General features: G+C 64.8%; 13 protein-coding genes. 9 read left to right on the plus strand and 4 right to left on the minus strand.

Features of this window, described 5'->3' with window-relative positions:
* The first annotated feature begins 146 nt into the window (after nucleotides 1–146).
* Together tnpA and ACSBP4_RS11085 are read left to right on the plus strand one after the other, a co-directional pair.
* Nucleotides 147–539 carry an IS200/IS605 family transposase gene (tnpA, locus tag ACSBP4_RS11080; RefSeq protein WP_435552229.1) on the plus strand — a complete coding sequence of 131 codons (393 nt, stop codon included), beginning with the start codon at nucleotides 147–149 and terminating at the stop codon, nucleotides 537–539.
* A gap of 1 nt (nucleotide 540) precedes the next feature.
* Nucleotides 541–1,812 (plus strand): RNA-guided endonuclease TnpB family protein, encoded by a 1,272-nt coding sequence (locus ACSBP4_RS11085; RefSeq protein ID WP_435552230.1) that lies wholly within the window; start codon nucleotides 541–543, stop codon nucleotides 1,810–1,812.
* Nucleotides 1,813–1,860: 48 nt separating this feature from the next.
* Here ACSBP4_RS11085 and ACSBP4_RS11090 read toward each other — a convergent pair whose 3' ends face one another.
* A complete protein-coding gene (locus tag ACSBP4_RS11090) occupies nucleotides 1,861–2,406 on the minus strand; it encodes a cupin domain-containing protein (RefSeq protein ID WP_049964822.1) in 546 nt (181 codons plus the stop codon).
* 328 nt (nucleotides 2,407–2,734) lie between these two features.
* On the opposite strand from ACSBP4_RS11090, the gene glmM reads away from it, so the two are divergent.
* From glmM to ACSBP4_RS11115, 5 genes are all read left to right on the plus strand, one after another.
* Nucleotides 2,735–4,072 (plus strand): phosphoglucosamine mutase, encoded by a 1,338-nt coding sequence (gene glmM, locus ACSBP4_RS11095; protein WP_435552231.1) that lies wholly within the window; start codon nucleotides 2,735–2,737, stop codon nucleotides 4,070–4,072.
* 197 nt (nucleotides 4,073–4,269) lie between these two features.
* A complete protein-coding gene (locus tag ACSBP4_RS11100) occupies nucleotides 4,270–5,952 on the plus strand; it encodes an alkaline phosphatase family protein (protein ID WP_435552232.1) in 1,683 nt (560 codons plus the stop codon).
* 92 nt (nucleotides 5,953–6,044) lie between these two features.
* A complete protein-coding gene (locus tag ACSBP4_RS11105) occupies nucleotides 6,045–6,719 on the plus strand; it encodes a helix-turn-helix domain-containing protein (RefSeq protein ID WP_006181242.1) in 675 nt (224 codons plus the stop codon).
* A gap of 280 nt (nucleotides 6,720–6,999) precedes the next feature.
* Entirely contained in the window at nucleotides 7,000–8,649 is a 1,650-nt protein-coding gene (locus ACSBP4_RS11110) for a right-handed parallel beta-helix repeat-containing protein (RefSeq protein WP_435552233.1), read from the plus strand.
* Nucleotides 8,650–8,841: 192 nt separating this feature from the next.
* Nucleotides 8,842–10,479 carry a flippase gene (locus ACSBP4_RS11115; protein WP_435552234.1) on the plus strand — a complete coding sequence of 546 codons (1,638 nt, stop codon included), beginning with the start codon at nucleotides 8,842–8,844 and terminating at the stop codon, nucleotides 10,477–10,479.
* A 126-nt stretch (nucleotides 10,480–10,605) separates the two neighbouring features.
* Here ACSBP4_RS11115 and ACSBP4_RS11120 read toward each other — a convergent pair whose 3' ends face one another.
* The gene (locus ACSBP4_RS11120) at nucleotides 10,606–11,664 is read right to left on the minus strand and encodes a glycosyltransferase family 2 protein (protein ID WP_435552235.1); all 1,059 of its coding nucleotides are present in this window, start codon (nucleotides 11,662–11,664) and stop codon (nucleotides 10,606–10,608) included.
* Nucleotides 11,664–12,944 carry a polysaccharide deacetylase family protein gene (locus tag ACSBP4_RS11125; protein ID WP_435552237.1) on the minus strand — a complete coding sequence of 427 codons (1,281 nt, stop codon included), beginning with the start codon at nucleotides 12,942–12,944 and terminating at the stop codon, nucleotides 11,664–11,666. The genes ACSBP4_RS11120 and ACSBP4_RS11125 overlap by 1 nt, the downstream gene beginning before the upstream one ends.
* A 181-nt stretch (nucleotides 12,945–13,125) precedes the next feature.
* On the opposite strand from ACSBP4_RS11125, the gene ACSBP4_RS11130 reads away from it, so the two are divergent.
* Together ACSBP4_RS11130 and ACSBP4_RS11135 are read left to right on the plus strand one after the other, a co-directional pair.
* Nucleotides 13,126–14,100: a glycosyltransferase family 2 protein gene (locus tag ACSBP4_RS11130; RefSeq protein ID WP_435552238.1), complete on the plus strand. Its 975-nt coding sequence runs from the start codon at nucleotides 13,126–13,128 to the stop codon at nucleotides 14,098–14,100.
* Nucleotides 14,101–14,241: 141 nt separating this feature from the next.
* The gene (locus ACSBP4_RS11135; RefSeq protein ID WP_435552239.1) at nucleotides 14,242–15,420 is read left to right on the plus strand and encodes a PKD domain-containing protein; all 1,179 of its coding nucleotides are present in this window, start codon (nucleotides 14,242–14,244) and stop codon (nucleotides 15,418–15,420) included.
* 113 nt (nucleotides 15,421–15,533) lie between these two features.
* On the opposite strand, the gene ACSBP4_RS11140 is transcribed toward ACSBP4_RS11135, so the two are convergent.
* Complete coding sequence (locus ACSBP4_RS11140) at nucleotides 15,534–16,862, minus strand: polysaccharide deacetylase family protein (RefSeq protein ID WP_435552240.1); 1,329 nt, start codon at nucleotides 16,860–16,862, stop codon at nucleotides 15,534–15,536.
* Nucleotides 16,863–17,058: the final 196 nt, after the last annotated feature.

Genomic DNA, 17,058 nt, shown 5'->3' on the forward strand with positions numbered 1-17,058 from the left:
TCCGACGCCCAGTCGGAACCGAGGAGCGAACAGGGCGGGAGTGAATCGCGTAAGCTCTGTGCAACAAACCACTCGGTTTCTCCTTGCTGAATACCCCACGTCACAAGAGTTATTTTTCTTGGGTGTCTTGTATCTGCTAAGGCCAAATGGAGTGTCATCTGCAAACAGGGTCGCACACAGTGTACGCACTCCAGTATCACTTCGTGACCGTCACGAAGTACCGAGCCGATATTCTCACAGATGAGCGGCTGGAGCGTGTCGCTGAAATCGCCCACGATATTGCAGATGACTTCGAGGCCGACATCAAGAACGTGGACGGCGGAACCGACCACGTTCACATCCTGTTTCGGACCAAACCAACCACAGACCTCACGAAGTTCATCAACTCGCTCAAAGGCGTCACGTCTCGCCGGATTCGCTCAGAGTTTCCTGAAGTGACACAGACGCTCGAAGATGCGTTCTGGCAACCGGGATACTTCCTCGCCACGACCGGCCAAGTGAGCATCGACGCGCTGATGGACTACGTGGAAAACCAGTAGTATGACCGCGACAACCACGAAAACGCTGGAGGCCACGCTCGCCCCGCCGACAGCCCACAAAGAGCGCAAACTGTGCGACCTGCTCGACACCTACCGGGCAGGACTCCACGAGGCGTTCGAGGCCGGGTGCGAGACGATGACCGCCACCAGTGATGTAGTGACGCCCTACAACCTGCCGTATCAGGCGAAGGCGGCCCTGTGTAACTACGTTCCGCAACTGCACGGAACCTACGATGCACAGGAGTTGGACGACGACCACCCAGTTCGACTCACCAACCAAGCAGCCGAGTTCGACCACTCACCGGAACGGGACTACGAGTTCACGTGGTGGGTGCCACAGCCCGGTCGCGGGACGAATTTCTGGATACCACTCCGTATCAACCCCGCTCAAGAAGAACTGTGGCACGACCTCGTGGACGGTGAAGCGTCGGCAGGCCAACTCCGCCTGCAACGTCACCGCACGTCGTGGACGCTTCACGTCACCGTCGAGTTCCCGGTCGAAGAACCGAACTACGAACCGACAGACGACGATGTAACACCAGTCGGCTTCGACATTGGCGAAGCACACCTGCTCGCGGGCTGTGCCTGCGAGCAGGGGACTTCGACTGACCCACTGCTCATCAACGGTGGTCGCGCTCGTCACCTTCGCAAAGAGATGTTCACGACGCTCAAGCGACTCCAAGAGCGTGACGCCGCACAGTGGCGGATAGACGAGCGATTCGACCACTACCAGAACGCACTCACAGACATCATCGAGAAGGCGTCTCGACGTGCCCTCGAGTACGCCTGTCGATTCGAGAAACCAGTCCTCGTGCTGGAAGACCTTTCGGACATCCGCGAAGACCTCGATTACGGTGAGTGGATGAACCGACGCCTCCACGCATGGGCGTTCGCTCGCTTGCAGGAGCGCATCGAGGACAAAGCACGAGAGGCTGGCATCCCGGTCGAATACATCCGCCCGGAGTACACGAGCCAGACGTGCCACGAGTGCGGCCACATCGGGTATCGGGACGGCGATGAGTTCCGGTGTCAGAACGACGAGTGTTGGGTGTCGGAGTACCACGCAGACATCAACGCGGCGGTCAACATCGCTGACCGCCACAACCCGTGGGGTGAGAGCCTGCCGCTGAAACCGGCGGGCGATGACATCTCACGGGATGGGAGCGCCTGTGACAGCGCCGTGACCCACCGAGAGACGAGCGAGAAATCCTCGCAGATGACTCTCTCGACTTTCCACGGGTCGGAACCCTCTGCCAGCAACAGCGAAACTTAGCTGGTATTCCCATGCCGGGAAGCCGCGCCGTTCACGGCGCGGAGGATGTCACTTCGAGACGAGCGTCTCGTCTTTGGCGACCACCTCGTCACGTTTTCGATCGACGAAGAGCGCGTCCTGCCACTCAGGATCGTCAGCATCCGTGTTCTCCGTTCCCGACTCGTCCTCGAGGGCCTCCAGTCTGGCGGCGGTATCGAATTTGGCAGCCGACAGCGACCTGTGGGCCTGCTCGCCGATCACTTCGATCTTGTGCCGGGCGCCTCCGGGGACGTAGACGAACTCCATCGGGCCGATTTCTATGACTTGATGGCTCCCGTCTTCGCGTTCGAGTGTGTACTTGGCTCGCCCCTCGAGACACAGGTTCACTTCATCGAGTCCGGGAACGTGCGTGTGCCAGTCGATCCGTCCGGATGGCTCGAGTTCGAAGTAGAGGAGTCGGAACTCGTTCGTTCTGATGATCAGTGGCGAATGCCGTACGGCCTCGGAATCCGCGCCGTGCGCCGCCGGCGTCTGAACCTTGTACATCGTTTGCTCGGGGAGATGCTTGTGGGCAAGGTCTTCCGGTGTTAGCTCCGAGTCGTCTTTCTGATCCATGACTAGGTGTCAAACGACGCGAACGGTATTGTTCTTATGCCCCGTGATCAATCGTCGTGAGCGCCGTTCGTGAACGGTGGTGGCGTGTTCTACTGTCGTGTAACAGAGCGAGGTGTCGCTCCAGATGGAGACCGCCGCCGACCTGCGCGCTCTCGAGTAGGACTGGCCGGTCAGGGCAACCGTACTGAACGAAACCCGATCGAATACCGCCGACCGGACGGACAGCACATTCGGGAGACCGTTCCGGTCACGGACTTCGATCCGCAATGGCCGAGCGGCCGGCGCTAACAACTCCATAGTAATCCTCGCGTCCTCGAGGAGAGAGGATATGTTCGGAACGAGCGGAATCCGTGGACCGGTCGGTGAAGAGATGACGGCTGCACTCGCGCTCTCGGTCGGTCGTGCCGTGGCCTCCGAGGGCTACGATCGCGTCGTCGTCGGACGAGACGCCCGGGAGAGTGGCGCGGTCCTAACCGATGCGCTGATCGCCGGGGTACGGGAGTGTGGCGGGGACGTTCTCGAGGCCGGCATCGTGCCGACGCCAACGGTCGCCCGAGCGGTCCAGCGGACCGGCGCGGACGCGGGTGTCGTCGTCACGGCCTCGCACAATCCTGCGTCGGACAACGGGATCAAACTTCGGGCTGCCTCCGGGACCGCCTTCGATCTCGAGCAACGCAAGGCGATCGCGACGCGCGTCGAAACCGACGAGTACGACCTCCGCCCCTGGGACGGACACGGGTCGCTCGAATCGCTCGAGGGCGCGCTCGAGCGACATGCGACGGCGGTGGCCGAGTCCGTGTCGATCGACGATCCACCGAGCGTCGTCGTCGATATCGGAAACGGGACCGGGGGGATCACCGCCCGCGTACTCGCGGATCTCGGCTGTGACGTCGTGACGCTGAACGGGCAACGGGACGGGCGCTTTCCGGGCAGGCCGAGCGAGCTGACGCGGGAGACGCTCGGCGACCTGTCGTCGGTCGTGGCGACGACGGCCGCGAGCCTCGGCATCGCACACGACGGCGATGCCGACCGGATGGTGGCCGTCGACGAGACCGGGACGTTCGTCCCGAAAGACGTCCTCCTCGCCCTGTTCGCACGCGAGGCTGCAACCGCGGGCGACACGGTCGCCGTGCCGGTGGGGACGAGCAGGGCCGTCGACGACGCGCTCTCGAGGACCGGTGCCTCGGTGACCCGAACGCGGGTCGGTGACGGTGCAGTGGCGGAACGCGCTGTGCAACCGGGGATCGTCTTCGGCGGCGAACCCAGCGGCGCGTGGATCTGGCCGGCCGAAACGCCGTGTCCGGACGGGCCGCTCGCGGCGTGCAAACTCGTCGAACTCGTCGCCGCGCGGGGACCGCTCTCGTCGCTCGTCGACGGCGTCGAGACGTATCCAATCCGTCGTACGTCCGTCAGGGTCGACGAGAAACGGGCCGTGATGGACCGGGTTCGCGAGGACGCCCGAGATCGGTACGACGACGTCGATCTGCTCGATGGCGTCTACGTCGGTGTCGACGACGGCTGGTTGCTTCTTCGGGCGAGCGGAACCGAACCGATCATCCGGCTCACGGCCGAGGCACGGGACGAGTTTCGAGCCGAACAACTGGAAGCGGACGGTATCGGACTCCTCGAGAGCGCGATCACGACCGTGTCGGGACTCCGACCGTGAGCGGCGATCTCGTGCTGGTCGCGAGTGCGTCGATCGGCCGTTCTCGAGGCCGAGAGCGTGTTTAACGGAGTGATAATGAAGTGATCCGTCTGCGACGTTGCCGGATAGAGACGTGGTGGAACGAACAACGATGCTGCGGTGGGATGTCCGCAGCAGTCGAGCGAACACGAACGTGACAATGAGGGATAATTGAGCCGATGACTCGGACGTTTCGCCGCGACGACGCGACAGCAGGGAGTACCGAGGCCGAATCGACCGGGCTGGAAACGCTGCTCATCGGTATCGATGCTGGGTGTCTTCCGGTTTTCGAGCGATTGTTCGAGGCCGATCGGATACCGACCATCGAACGGCTCTGCACCGAGGGGGTGACTGCGCCCCTCGAGTCGCAGATCCCCCCGTGGACGCCGAGCGCCTGGCCGTCGATCTATACGGGTGTCAACCCCGGGAAACACGGCGTCGTCGGCTTCGTCAGCTACGACGGCTACGACTGGCACGTGACGAGCAACGACGACGTCCGCGAGCATCCCCTGTGGACGCTGTTGGATCGCCACGGCCGCTCGAGCGTCGTCGTCAACGCGCCGGTCACCCACCCGCCCGACGAGTTCGACGGGGCGATGATCCCCGGATTCCTCGGCCCCGAGGACCCGCCGTGTCACCCCACCGGACTCTTAGACGACGTCCGCGACGCGATCGGCGACTATCGCGTGTACCCGAGCTACACGCGCGACGACGACTCGCTGTCCGACGACGCAAAGATCGAGGAGTACCGATCCCTCGTTCGGATGCGCGGTCGGGCGTTTCGCTACCTCGTCGACGAGTACGACCCGGACTTCGGCTTCGTCCAGTTCCAGAAGACCGACACGGTCTTTCACGAGTTCAGCGGGGAGCAACGACACGTCGATCGCGTCTACGAGACGACCGACGAGCAGATCGGGGCGATCCTCGAGGCCTGCGACCCGGACCGCGTCTTCCTCGTGAGCGACCACGGGATGGGCCAGTACGAGGGCTACGAGTTCCGGGTCAACGAGTATCTGCGCGATATGGGTTACCTCGAGACGACCACCGGCGGCAAGGGAATGCCGTCGTGGACGCCGATGCGGCGGCGACTCCGCGAGGGCGAGACGGTCGACACCTGGGAGCCGGGCACGGTCGCACGCGCGGCCTCGATCGCCGCCCGGTTCGGGATCACCGCCCGCCGCATCAGAGCGGCGCTCGAGCGGGTCGGGCTGGCCGACGTCGCCATCGAGTACGCTCCGGGCGGCGTCTCCAGAACGGCCAACGAACAGGTCGACTTCGCCGAATCGGCAGCTTACGTCCGTGCGCGGACCGAACTCGGGGTCCGCATCAACCTCGAGGGGCGGGATCCGAACGGCGTCGTTCCGCAGTCGGAGTACGAGGAACTGCGCGAGGAACTCATCCGGGCGCTACAGGCCATCGAAACCCCGGACGGGGAGCCGTTCTTCGAGACGGTCGCGCCCCGCGAGCAGTACTTCCACGGCGACGAGATCGAGGAAACGGTCGACATCGTCACGATCCCCGCCGACTTCGAACACATGCTCTCCGAGCAGTTGGCCGACGGCGACTACTTCGGTCCCGCCGAGCCCTGGAATCACAAGCTCGACGGGATCTTCGTCGCGGCGGGCGAGGGGATCGCCGAGAGTCCCTCGCTCGAGCGGGCCCACCTCTTCGACGTCGCGCCGACGATCATGGCCGCGATGGGGGTCCCCTACAGCGACCGCATGGACGGCAGCGTCGTTCCCGTCGTCGACTCCGTGGGGTCGGCCACCTATCCGGCGTACGCGGATCGGGACGACGAGTCCCGGCCGGCGACGGACGAGGCGGTAACCGATCGGTTGGCCGACCTCGGCTACATGAACTGAGTCGCTGACGGTTCGGGCCGTTGCAAGCCGCTTATGCGTGGTATAAGTATAGGTAGGCGGCCCCGACGACCGAATACGATATCTGGATCGCAATGGGAGTTATCGCAGAAGTCCATCTCGTCCACGACGATCTGCCGCTGGTACCGACGATCGAGCGCTGTTCCGGCGTGCCGATCCGATACGAGTACGAGACGACGGTCGACGAGCGACGACTGCAGTTCGTCTCCGCGTTCAGCGATGAACATGCCCCCCTCGAGGAAGCGATGGCCGCCGATCCGACCGTCTCGAATCCGACGCGTGTCGCCGCGTTCGACAATCGGGCGATCTATCGCGTCGCCGTCGATACCGACCTCGAGATCGTGCCCGATCGCTGTGCTGCGGCCGGGCTGTTCGTCTTCACGATCGCGAGCGACGAGGGCGGCTGGGTCACGCGGGTTTCCCTTCCCGACCGGGACGCGCTGTCCGCGTTCCGCGCCCACTGTCGCGACCGTGGGATCTCGTTTCGCGTGAACCAACTGTACGATTCGTCGGTCTCGGACGACCGGACCTACTTCCTGACCGACCGACAGTACGAGATCCTCATGATGGCCTACTACGACGACTATTTCGAGGTGCCACGCGGGGTCACACAGGACGACCTCGCCGAACGGCTCGGGGTTTCGGATTCGGCGGTCTCCCAGCGGCTTCGGCGAGCGATTTCGACGCTGATCGGTGCCACGATCGAAAACGGCCGCCCGCCCGAAGCGTTCGAGAACGATTGCGGTTGAACAATTGGTTAGAAAATGACACTAGTTTACATCGGAGACGATATTGGGTCCACTATGGTCGACCGGAATACGCCTCAAAGAGGCCCAATAGCGGCCCTTATCGGCAGTCGGATTTCCGAAGCCCCGAATCGAAGACACGAATATACGGGTATCCAGTTACTGTCGGTTAACTAATAGTTCTCGCGATCAGTTCGGGGTGATCGGCTCTCGAACTTAAAAGCTTGCCATCCGAATCCATAGATACTGGACCCCATCATCACTCAGGAAAGAGTGACTCTCAATGTCGGATGGAAATGATCTGCAGCGCTCGAATCGTACCAGTTCTCGTCGTTCTCGGTCGGCCGCCAGGGAGGACGGTCGGCGATCCCTCGAGGAGGTAAGTTCACGGACACGCTCGCGTCGCCGGTTCCTGGGAGGGGCGGTCGCGGCGTGTGTCGCCGGAGTCGGACTCACGTCGACTGTCAGTGCATCGACGGATCCGTACAGCCAGTATTACGACGACTACGCGACCGTCGTCGACGTGACCGAGGCCGGGGCGGACGCGACGGGCACCGAGTCGATCACGCCCGTTCTCGAGGAGCTTCGGGGTGACGACACGCTACTCGTGTTCCCGGAGGGGGAGTACTTCATGGATGAACAGTTCAGGTTCACGGGGTTCGAGAACTTCGGCGTCGTCGGCGAGAACGCGACGCTGATTCCGGCGAACTACCACGACTTCGACGGCCCCCAGTATCGGTTGTTCCGCCTCGGCGTCTCGTACAGTCCCGGGGGTCACCTCCGCTTCGAGGGGTTCGACGTCGATCAGTCGGCTCCCGAGACGGGGATCCGAACGATCGAGGCCTACGCGTCAGACCGCCTCGAGGTGCGTGACGTGACGGTTCGGGGCTTCCACGACAGCGGGACGTGGGGGCCGGGGCTGTTCAACGTCACCGACCCCGACGGTCGGGGGATCGTCGAGCGGTTCCGAGCGCCGGACGGCGGCGCGTGGGTGGAAAACACCCCGAACGCGGGCAACCGCTGGCGCGGCCCGATCGGGATCGAAGCGAACCAGAACGCGGGCACGCTCGAGTTCAGACACTGCTGGCTCGGCGGGTTTCCGAACAACGGACTCTACGCCGCGGGCGGTGACGGGACGATCATCGTCAACGGCGGTTGGTTCCGGAACAGCAACGGTGCGAACGTCCGCGTCGGCGGCCGAGACAGCGAGATCCGATGGCCGACCGTCGAAGTCGATTCGACGCGTCCGGAAGACGTGTCCCAGCGGGGCATCCGGATCGAAAGCGGACGGAACATCGAGATCCACGGTGCCGCCGTGGAAATCACCTCGCCCAAACCGACCAGTCACGCGATCTCGGTGATGAACACCTGCGAGAGCGCACGGATCGACAACACTCGCCTGCACCTCGAAGGGTCTGACGTGAACCACGGCATCGTCGTCTCCCCCGAATGCGGGGAGGCGACGATCGTCGAGACGGAGATCACCCACGAAACCGCGGGCGGCTATCCGCTCTGGATTCGGGACAGCGATAGGACCGAGCAGGTACTCGCCGAATACCTCACGATCACGGGGCAGGCGGGCGACGCCAGCGGCTTCCGCGACGGGATCCGCTGTGAACGCGACAACTGTCGGTTCAGCCACGTCGATGTCGCCCAGCATGGGCGCGACGGGGTGGACCGAAACGCCATCGTCAACACGGGGGCGGACCTGACGGTCTATCAGAGCGATCTCCGCGCCAGTCAGTATCCGTTCGTCGATCTCGGTTCCGACGCACTCGTTCGCGACTCGACGCTCGAGTCGTCGGGCGGTCACGAGGCGGTCTGTCTCTACTCCTCGTCGACGAATCCGACGTTCAAGAAGAACCGGCTGGTCGACGGGATTCGCGACCTCGGTGCAAGCGGCGTCACGACCTGGGAGAACACGTACCAGTAACGAGCGCCCGGGTTCGGGGCCGCGGCGAGGTGGCAGCTACCGGTCGGCGATTCCGGTTCCATGCCGCCGCTTGGCCCCGTTTAACGCCCGTATAATAACGCCACGCTGTCGCCACCGTCTCGCTACAGTGACTCCGTCGGACCGAGGCCGATCGTTGGCGAGAGGGGCGGTCGACCGTCCCGGGGGGAGACCGTGAACAGGAGTATCGCGAGCGGCGTCGTTTCGGTCGTCAGTGCCAAAGTAGTCGTTCTCGTCGTCACTGCGCTCTCGACGCCGCTTTTGTACCGGCTGCTCGGTGCAGCGGCCTTCGGCGAGTACGCGTTTTTGCTGTCGGTCTTCGCGATCTACATGATCTTCGTCAGCTCCGGCGTCACCGACGGCGTCCGGAAATTCCTCGCGGAGGACCGCGCCGCGGCCAACTGGAGCGAACACGTCGTCGGCTTCTACCTGCGGCTGGCGATCTCGCTCTCGGTCCTCGGGGCCCTCCTGCTAGTGGTTGCGACGCGGGTCGGACTCGTCAGTCGGGCGTTCGGACCCGAACTGACGAGCTATTTCTACGTCCTCGCTGCACTCGTCGTGACGGCGCAGTTCCGCGATTACGCCCGGAAGACGCTCATGGGCTTCGGCCTCGAGCGGTACTCGGAACCGCTGAAGATCGTCGACAAGGTCGGATTCGTCGTCGTTGCAGTGCCGCTGGTTTACCTCGGTGCCGGGGTGTTCGGCGCGCTTGCAGGGCAGTTGGTCGCGAGTACGCTCGTTGCTGCCATCGGGTTAGCCCTCGTCCATCGGCGGGTCTCGTTGTCGTGTCTCTTCAGTCGCCCGACGGAGCGGTTTCCCCGGAGACAGATGCTCACGTTCAACTCGATGAGCATCGCCCTGGTCTTCCTGTTGATGTCGCTCTATCACATCGACATCGTGATGCTCCAGCGGTTCACGGAGAGTTCCGCGGTCGGAAACTACAAGGCGGCGCTCACGCTCGCCGAGTTCCTCTGGTTTATCCCGATGGCCCTTCAGACGGTGTTCGTCCACTCGACATCGGAACTATGGTCCCAAAACCGGCTCCGGGAGATTTCGGATCTCGCGTCCCGGACGACGCGGTACACGTTCTTGCTGACGGCCGTCATGGCGGTCGGTCTCGCGGCGTTAGCCGATATCGCCGTGCCGATCTACTTCGGCGCGGATGCCACGCCGGCGATCACGCCCCTGTTGCTGTTACTTCCCGGATCGCTCGGCTTTGCCCTTGCACGCCCGATCCTGGCGATCTCACAGGGGAAGGGTATGCTCCGATATCCGGTCGCGGCCACCGGCGTTGCGGCCGTGATCAACGTCGTCCTCAACGTCGCTCTGATCCCCCGCTTCGGAATGCACGGTGCCGCTGTCGCGACCAGCGTCGGATACGGATCGATGTTTCTGTTCCACTGTTGGAGCGCTCGACTGGTCGGCTTCGATCCCCTCTCGGACGCCCGGCTCGGGCGTTCGATACTGGCGACCGTCCTCGCAGCCGTCCCGATCGTCACCCTCTCGACGGTCATCGGGAACCCGTGGCTCGCACTCGCGGTCGTTCCGCCCGCCGGCTTCGTGATCTTCGTCGTGTTCGCACTGCTCGTCGGCGCACTCGATCCGGCCGAGCCCTTCGAGGTGCTGTCGACGTTCCCCGACCCGCTCGGCGCGAAGGCGGACGCAATACGCGGTTGGCTCGCGGCCGGCGGGACGAAACAACGGGAGCAAAACAGGTTACACAGTCTGCTGTTCGTCGTCGGATTATCCCTGCTCGTCTCGGGGCTCACACTGGGGCTACTCGGCTCCGGGATCGAGAGCGTCGCGCCCTGACCGAGTCGGTACGTACCACGGACTCTCGAGCCCGGTTACCCCTTCCAATCGATCACTGTCGTGATACCGGAGCCGTCGAGACGTCCGGACAGCTGCGTACGTACCCGATCCTGCGCGTGTCCGGTGTTACTGGATCTGGATCTCGAGGCTGTCGCTTTCGGCCATGTCGAACACCATCGCCAGCAGGAGAAACGCCGTTCCGGCGACGAACAACAGCAGGCTCGTCACGCTCCCGACGGCCGGTGTGCCGGGACTCGAGAGCGCGGCAGAGACGACCATGCCGACGCCGAGGACGCCGGTCGTCGCCGTCGCCGCTCCGAAGAGGTAAAACAGTGCGAGCGGGTGGAAGTCCAATACGAGGTACTTCGTTTTCAGCCGCCACAGGAAGTTGCGAAGCAACATCGACGAGACCTTGGGAATGTACCGCCAATATGTAATACTCGACTCCTCGTCGCCGTAGACGGCCGGCATCGCCACGTCGGCGACGCGCATCCCGTGGACGTTTAGCTTCACCAGCAGATCGTTGCAGTAGCCGTAGTACTCGTAGAGGTTCTCGACCTCGATCGCCGCGAGGGCGTCGTGGGAGATCGCCGTATATCCGTTCTGGGGGTCCATCGTTTTCCAGTAGCCGGAGGCGATCTTCGTCAGGAAGGTCAGAACCGCGTTGCCCACGAACCGAAATCGTGGCATCGCGTCCCGGTACTCCCGGGACAGGAGCCGGTTGCCCTTCGCGTAGTCGGCCCCACCGTCGACGATCGGATCGAGGAGCCGCTGCATCTGTGAGAGGTCCATCTGCCCGTCCGCGTCGACGGTGACCGTCGCGTCCACGCCGTCCGCGAGCGCGGCGAGATAGCCGGTCTTGATCGCCCCGCCGGCACCGCGGTTTTCCGTGTGCTTGATCGGGACGACGCGGCCGATGGCGTCGTGGACCGCCGCCCGGTTCGTGAGCGCGGACGCACCGCCGTCGGCCACGAGCCGATCGACGGTCTCGCCGTCGCCGCGCTCGGCCGCGGTCGCGTCCGCCCGGGCAGCCTCGCGGATCTCGTCCCAGGTGCCGTCCGTCGACCGATCGTCGATCGCGTAGATCCGATCGACGTACGCGGGCATCTCGCGGATCACGTCACCGACGAACCCCTCCTCGTTGTAGGCGGGCAACACGACGCCGACGCTCGCGTTCCGGTACATCAGCGATCGCCTCCGCTCGTCCTCTCCAGCAGGTCGGTCGCGGTGACGACGTCGACGTCTTGCGTGTCGACGTACTCGAGCAGGTCCGCGAACGCGCGCTCGCTCATCCCGTTCTCGCCGATGTGTTCGAAGTGCAAGACCGCGAGCTGTCCGTACTCGGCGGCGAAGTCGACGTAGGATTTCGTCACGTCGCCGGCATCGCCGGCGAAGAAACCCGCGTTGTGTGGGTCGGTAAGCGGCAACCCGTTCGGACCGCCACCGAACCGGAACGCCTGCTCGTGGTACTCCCGGACGAGATCGCGGGCGGTCGAGCCCAGGACGTTTCGCGGCGTGACGAAGTGCTTCGCACCGTCCGCGAAGCCGCGGCTCTCGAGGGCCGCTTTCGTCCCCCGAATCAGCTCGTCCTGTGTTTCCGGCGGGAACTCGTCGAGGGACCGCGCGCCGGTTCGCGGCCGGGCCGCCATATCCCAGCCCGCGGCATCGAGTTCGGAGAGTGCAGCGTTCGTGAGCCGTCCCGTTTCGCCGACGGCCTCCGGGATGACTGCTTCGACGCCCGCGAAGCCGTACGCCTGCAGCTGCTCGAACGCGGCCGTGTAGTGGCTTTCGAGCGTGCCGTCGAACAGGAGCATGACCGCGCCGGTTTCGGGACGGTCGACCGCACGAAGGTCGTCGACCCGACAGTCGATCGGGCCGGTTGAGTCGGCACGACGGCGGGCGATCAGCCGTACCTCCCGGACGTCGGTCAGATCGGGCTGGCCCTCGACTCGATCGGTCCCGAAGTCGACCCGGACCCACCGATCGGTCGGCCCGACGAGCGTACGCTGCATGGCGTGGACGTTGCGCGAGTTCGGTGCGAACAACTCGAGCGTGAGGTGCAGCTGTTCGCGGCCGGTGAAGCTGACGGCAAGCGAGAGGCTCTTGTCGCTCAGATCCAGTCCGTCCGGAATCGTCCTGTAGACGGCTGCATACTCGGTATCCTCGGCGGCCGTGAGGTGGGCCGACTGCGAGCCGACGTACGGGTCGGCCGTCCCGGCCTCGAGTTGCCCGGCGTCGATCATCGGCGTCCATCGGCCGAGATCCTCGAAGCGGTCGATCGGGTCCCCCGGAAGGGACAGTCGGTCGCCGGCCTCGTCGCCGTCGTTCCCGTCGCTCGACTGGGATGTCGCCGGCTCGCCGTCCGCGCCACGCCACTCCCGCATCTGCGAGAGACAGCCGGCGAGGCCGAGCGTTCCGGCCGCTGCAACCGTCGTTACGAACGATCGGCGGTTTCTGTTCGTCATCGACCGCGTCGACGAACCGTTCGCCCTTGCTTATACGGCTATTAGTGCGGGCATCACGATCGAACGCCGTCGATCTCGAGCCGGCCGGTCGCCGAGGGGGCGAGTCGACGCGGCCGCAGCCGTCCGGTGGTGGCGTTTATCGACGCGATAATAATCCGAGACGCGCCGGAACTGCCGGGAAATGACTCGCGTCAGCGTCATCATCCCGACGTACAACAGAGCGGCGACGCTTCCGCGCGCGATCGACAGCGCGCTCGCACAGACGATCGACGACCTCGAGGTGGTCGTCGTCGACGACGGTTCGACCGACGACACCGAGTCGGTGCTGGCCGAGTACGAGGACCCGCGGGTGCGGCCCGTAATCCACGCGACCAACCGAGGCGCGAACGTCGCCCGGAACACGGGACTCGACCACGCTCGCGGCGAGTACGTCGCCTTCCTCGACTCGGACGACGAGTGGCAGCCCGCGAAACTCGAGCGCCAGCTCGCGGCCCTCGAGGATCGCTCGAGCGACTGGGTCGGCGCCTACTGCGGGACGGCGTACGATCTGTCCGGCGCGAGCGGACGGCTCCGGTCGGTCGCCGCGTCCGTACTCGCTCGCTCGGACGACGAACCGACGAAAGAAGGTGGCGAAGAACTGATCGGCGAGATCCTCGCGGACAACGTCCAGCCGGGCGCGGGGTCGACGCTACTCGTTCGCACCGAGGTCGCCAGAGAGGTCGGCGGCTTCGACGAGGACCTCGACCGGTTCCAGGACCCGGAGTTCTGTCTGCGCGTCCTCGAGTGCGGGAACCTCGCGTACGTCGACGCGGCACTCGTTCGCCGCAACGAGACCGGCCATCCGCCCGCGGACGTGACGAGAACTGCGAGCCGACAGTACCTGTCGGCCTACGAATCCGAGGTCGAGCGTTTCGAGGCTGAGGGCTACGAGATCCGCTCGAGGCACGAACTCATCATCGCGAAGCGGTACTTCGCGGAGGGGCGGTTCCTGCGGGCCCTCTGGCACTTCCGCAAGGCTGGGGCGTCGCCGCGGACGTATCCCGGCGTCTGCTGGGTCGCCGGGGCCGGGCTTCGACGGCGATCGCGACCGATCGTCGCGGCGCTCGTCGCCCTGCTGGTCGTAATCACGCTCGGACGGCACACGCGTTCCGAGTGAGCGGTCCCCACCGATCGTCTCGAATCGGCACCGAACAGCGCGAATCGACGCACGACGGGACGGTTGCAGAACTGAAACGGTACTGTTTCCATCGGTTATCGCACCTGTAGTAAACCCGTTCGGAACCGACGGGTCGACCGGATGAGACGTGATATCCACTCACGACGATCCGTATTGGCCGTCACAGCCAGTTGTGTACTCGCGAGTGCAAGCGCCGCCAGCGTCGTCGGCGATACCGCCCGATCGGACGCGGGGACCGTTTCTCGAGCGTCGTTCGTCGTTCGCGAGGGGACGCCCGAAGAGACGACGGTGTACGTGACGACCGCGGACGCCGAGGGACCGACGGCGGTCGTCGTCGGCGGGATCCACGGGAACGAAGTCGCGGGCTATACGGCCGCTGGCCGGATTGCCGACTGGCCGATCGACGCCGGCACGCTCGTCGTGATCCCGGCGGCCAACGCCGTCGCCATCGAACGCGGGACGAGAACCGATGACGACGGAAACAACCTCAATCGACAGTTCCCGGAGGGCGAACCCCCGGGAACGGAACTCGCAGGGGCCATCTGGGACGTCATCACCGAATACGACCCGGACGTCGTCGTCGATCTCCACGAGTCGACGGGCATCTACGCGGGCGATCCCATGGATGGCGTCGGCCAGGCGATCTTTCACGGCGAGAGCGATGCGGCCGCCGACACCGCTGCCGCCGTCGCCGACGCCGTGACCCGGAATTTCGTCGACGACCCCGAACTCGAGTTCCGGCCCGGGCCGTTCTCCAGCCCCGAGAGCGATCCGACCGGCTTGCTCGTCCACAAAGCCGCCCGCGATCTGGGGGCCGATGCGTTCCTCGCGGAGACGCTCTCGACGGGCGTCGAACTGGAAACCCGCGTCCGGTGGCACACGGCGATCGTCGACCGACTCCTCGCGGGCGAGCTGTTGCTCGAGGACGCCGGCGACGGCAGTCCTCCCGAGAACCGGGACGGCACGGAGCCCTCGGAACCGGTCGACGACGGCACCGACGACGAGGGCCAGACCGGGGAGTCACCCACTGCACGGATCACGACCGCCCCGGAATTGGGTTCCGACACGACGCTCGAGCCCGGGCAGACGGTCACGCTCGACGCGTCACAGTCGTCCGACCCGGACGGAGAACTCGTCCGCTACGAGTGGCGTCTCGGTGATACCGGCTCGTTCGACGAGACCGGGGAGACGATCGACGTGACGATCAGCGCGACCGGCGACCACCCGGTGGCGTTGCGCGTCGTCGACGACGACGGAGCGGCTGACGTCGATCGGCTCACGCTCTCGACGGACTGCTAACCGCTTCTCGTTGCAGTCCAGTACCTGCCTCGAAACAGAGACGCATCGTTACCCGCTGTCGGTCGATTCGGTACGCGACTCCCGCTCGACGAAACGCCCTCGTGGGGCCCGAATCAGTGGTCGGCCACACGCAGCTTCCAGAGGTCGTCGAACGTGATGACCTCGATGTCAGCACTGTCGATGTACTCGAGCAACGACTCGTAGTCGTCCTCGGCCATCGTGTTGTTGGCCTCGAACGTGTGGAAGTTCAGAATCGTACACTGGTTGTGTTTGGCAGCCAGATCGACACACCGCTTCGAGATGTCGAGGTCGTGCCCGATCGTCCGCGGGAGGGCGAGCGGATCGAAGCCGTAGACGCTCGTCGTGTTGACGTTGCCGGCCTGGTTGAACCCGCCACAGTAGTGATAGTCGGTCGTCCGCTCGAGGCTCGTCTTGTCGAAACTGTTGTGCGGATGGACGATGTAGTTCGCCCCCTCGAAGCCGTTGTCGATGTACCACTGTTTGTCCCGCCTGAGCCGTTCGTCGATCGTCTCCCCGTCGTCGAGTTCGTGAATCGGATCGTGGGTTCCGTGGACGACGATCTGATCGCCTGCCTCCTGTCGCTCCTGCAGTTCCGAGATCGACATGTGCCCGTCAACACCCTGTTCGGCCCACCGCGGCACCGGTGCCTGCACCGCTGGGAACCCGTACTCGTCGTGCAGCGGCGCGGCCGTCTCGTAGTAGTCGAGCGTTCCGTCGTCCCAGCTCAACATGACGTAGCCCTGATCGGGCGTCTCGTGGGTGCGCAGGTCGTCGATCCAGACTTCTGCCTCCGGCATCGAGTGCAGCACCTGCACCTCGAGCCGATCGAGGTGATCCAGCGAGGGCTCGGGCTCGCTTTGCTGGAAGACGCCGGGGCTCGTTCTGAACCAGCCGACATCGGGCGCACGATACCTGATCTGACGGAGGGAGTAGACCTTCTCGCTCCCGAACTGGTCGACGAGACGCAGGCTGACGGCGATACTGTCGGGCGTCGTCGTTCGCACCGCGACGGACAGATCCGTCGCCGTCAGGTCCTCGCCGTCGAGGCTCCGTTCCGCGATGACGTTCTCGCTCCCGTTTGACTCGAGCCTGAAGCTCTGTTCGCCGTCGAAAACGACGTCGGTGTCGGCCGTTCCCGAGCCCTGAACGACTGTCCAGGCGTCGAGATCGCCGAAGTCGTCCAGCGATTCGCCCGGCTGCCGGAACCGGTCCCGGCTATCGAACGCCGTCTCGAGCGCTGGGACGCCGTCCGCAAGCCCCGGCGTGGCCGAGTCGTCCGGCGCATCGGTCCCGTTCGACGAACCGGTGTCGTCCCGATCGACCGCCGACTCGATACGATCCGCACAGCCGGCCATTCCGACGGCACCGACTGCACCGGACAGTGCGAGGAACCGACGTCGCGTGGCGCGTTTCCGTGTCATTGGCGAGCCGATGCTACCGACAGCGATCCCATTATTATAGATCCGATAGGCCGGATCGACCGTCGTCGGGATCGACCCGGACCCGTCGAACCGGTGCTTAACGGTCGCATAGTAATTGCACGCTCGGCCGGAGGAAGGCTACGGAGGCGGACGTGCGGACGGCCGTTCGGACCCGTCCCCGCATCCGGACGCCGTC

The sequence above is a fragment of the Natrinema sp. CGMCC1.2065 genome (assembly GCF_051225675.1).
GTDB classification, from domain to species: domain Archaea; phylum Halobacteriota; class Halobacteria; order Halobacteriales; family Natrialbaceae; genus Natrinema; species Natrinema thermotolerans.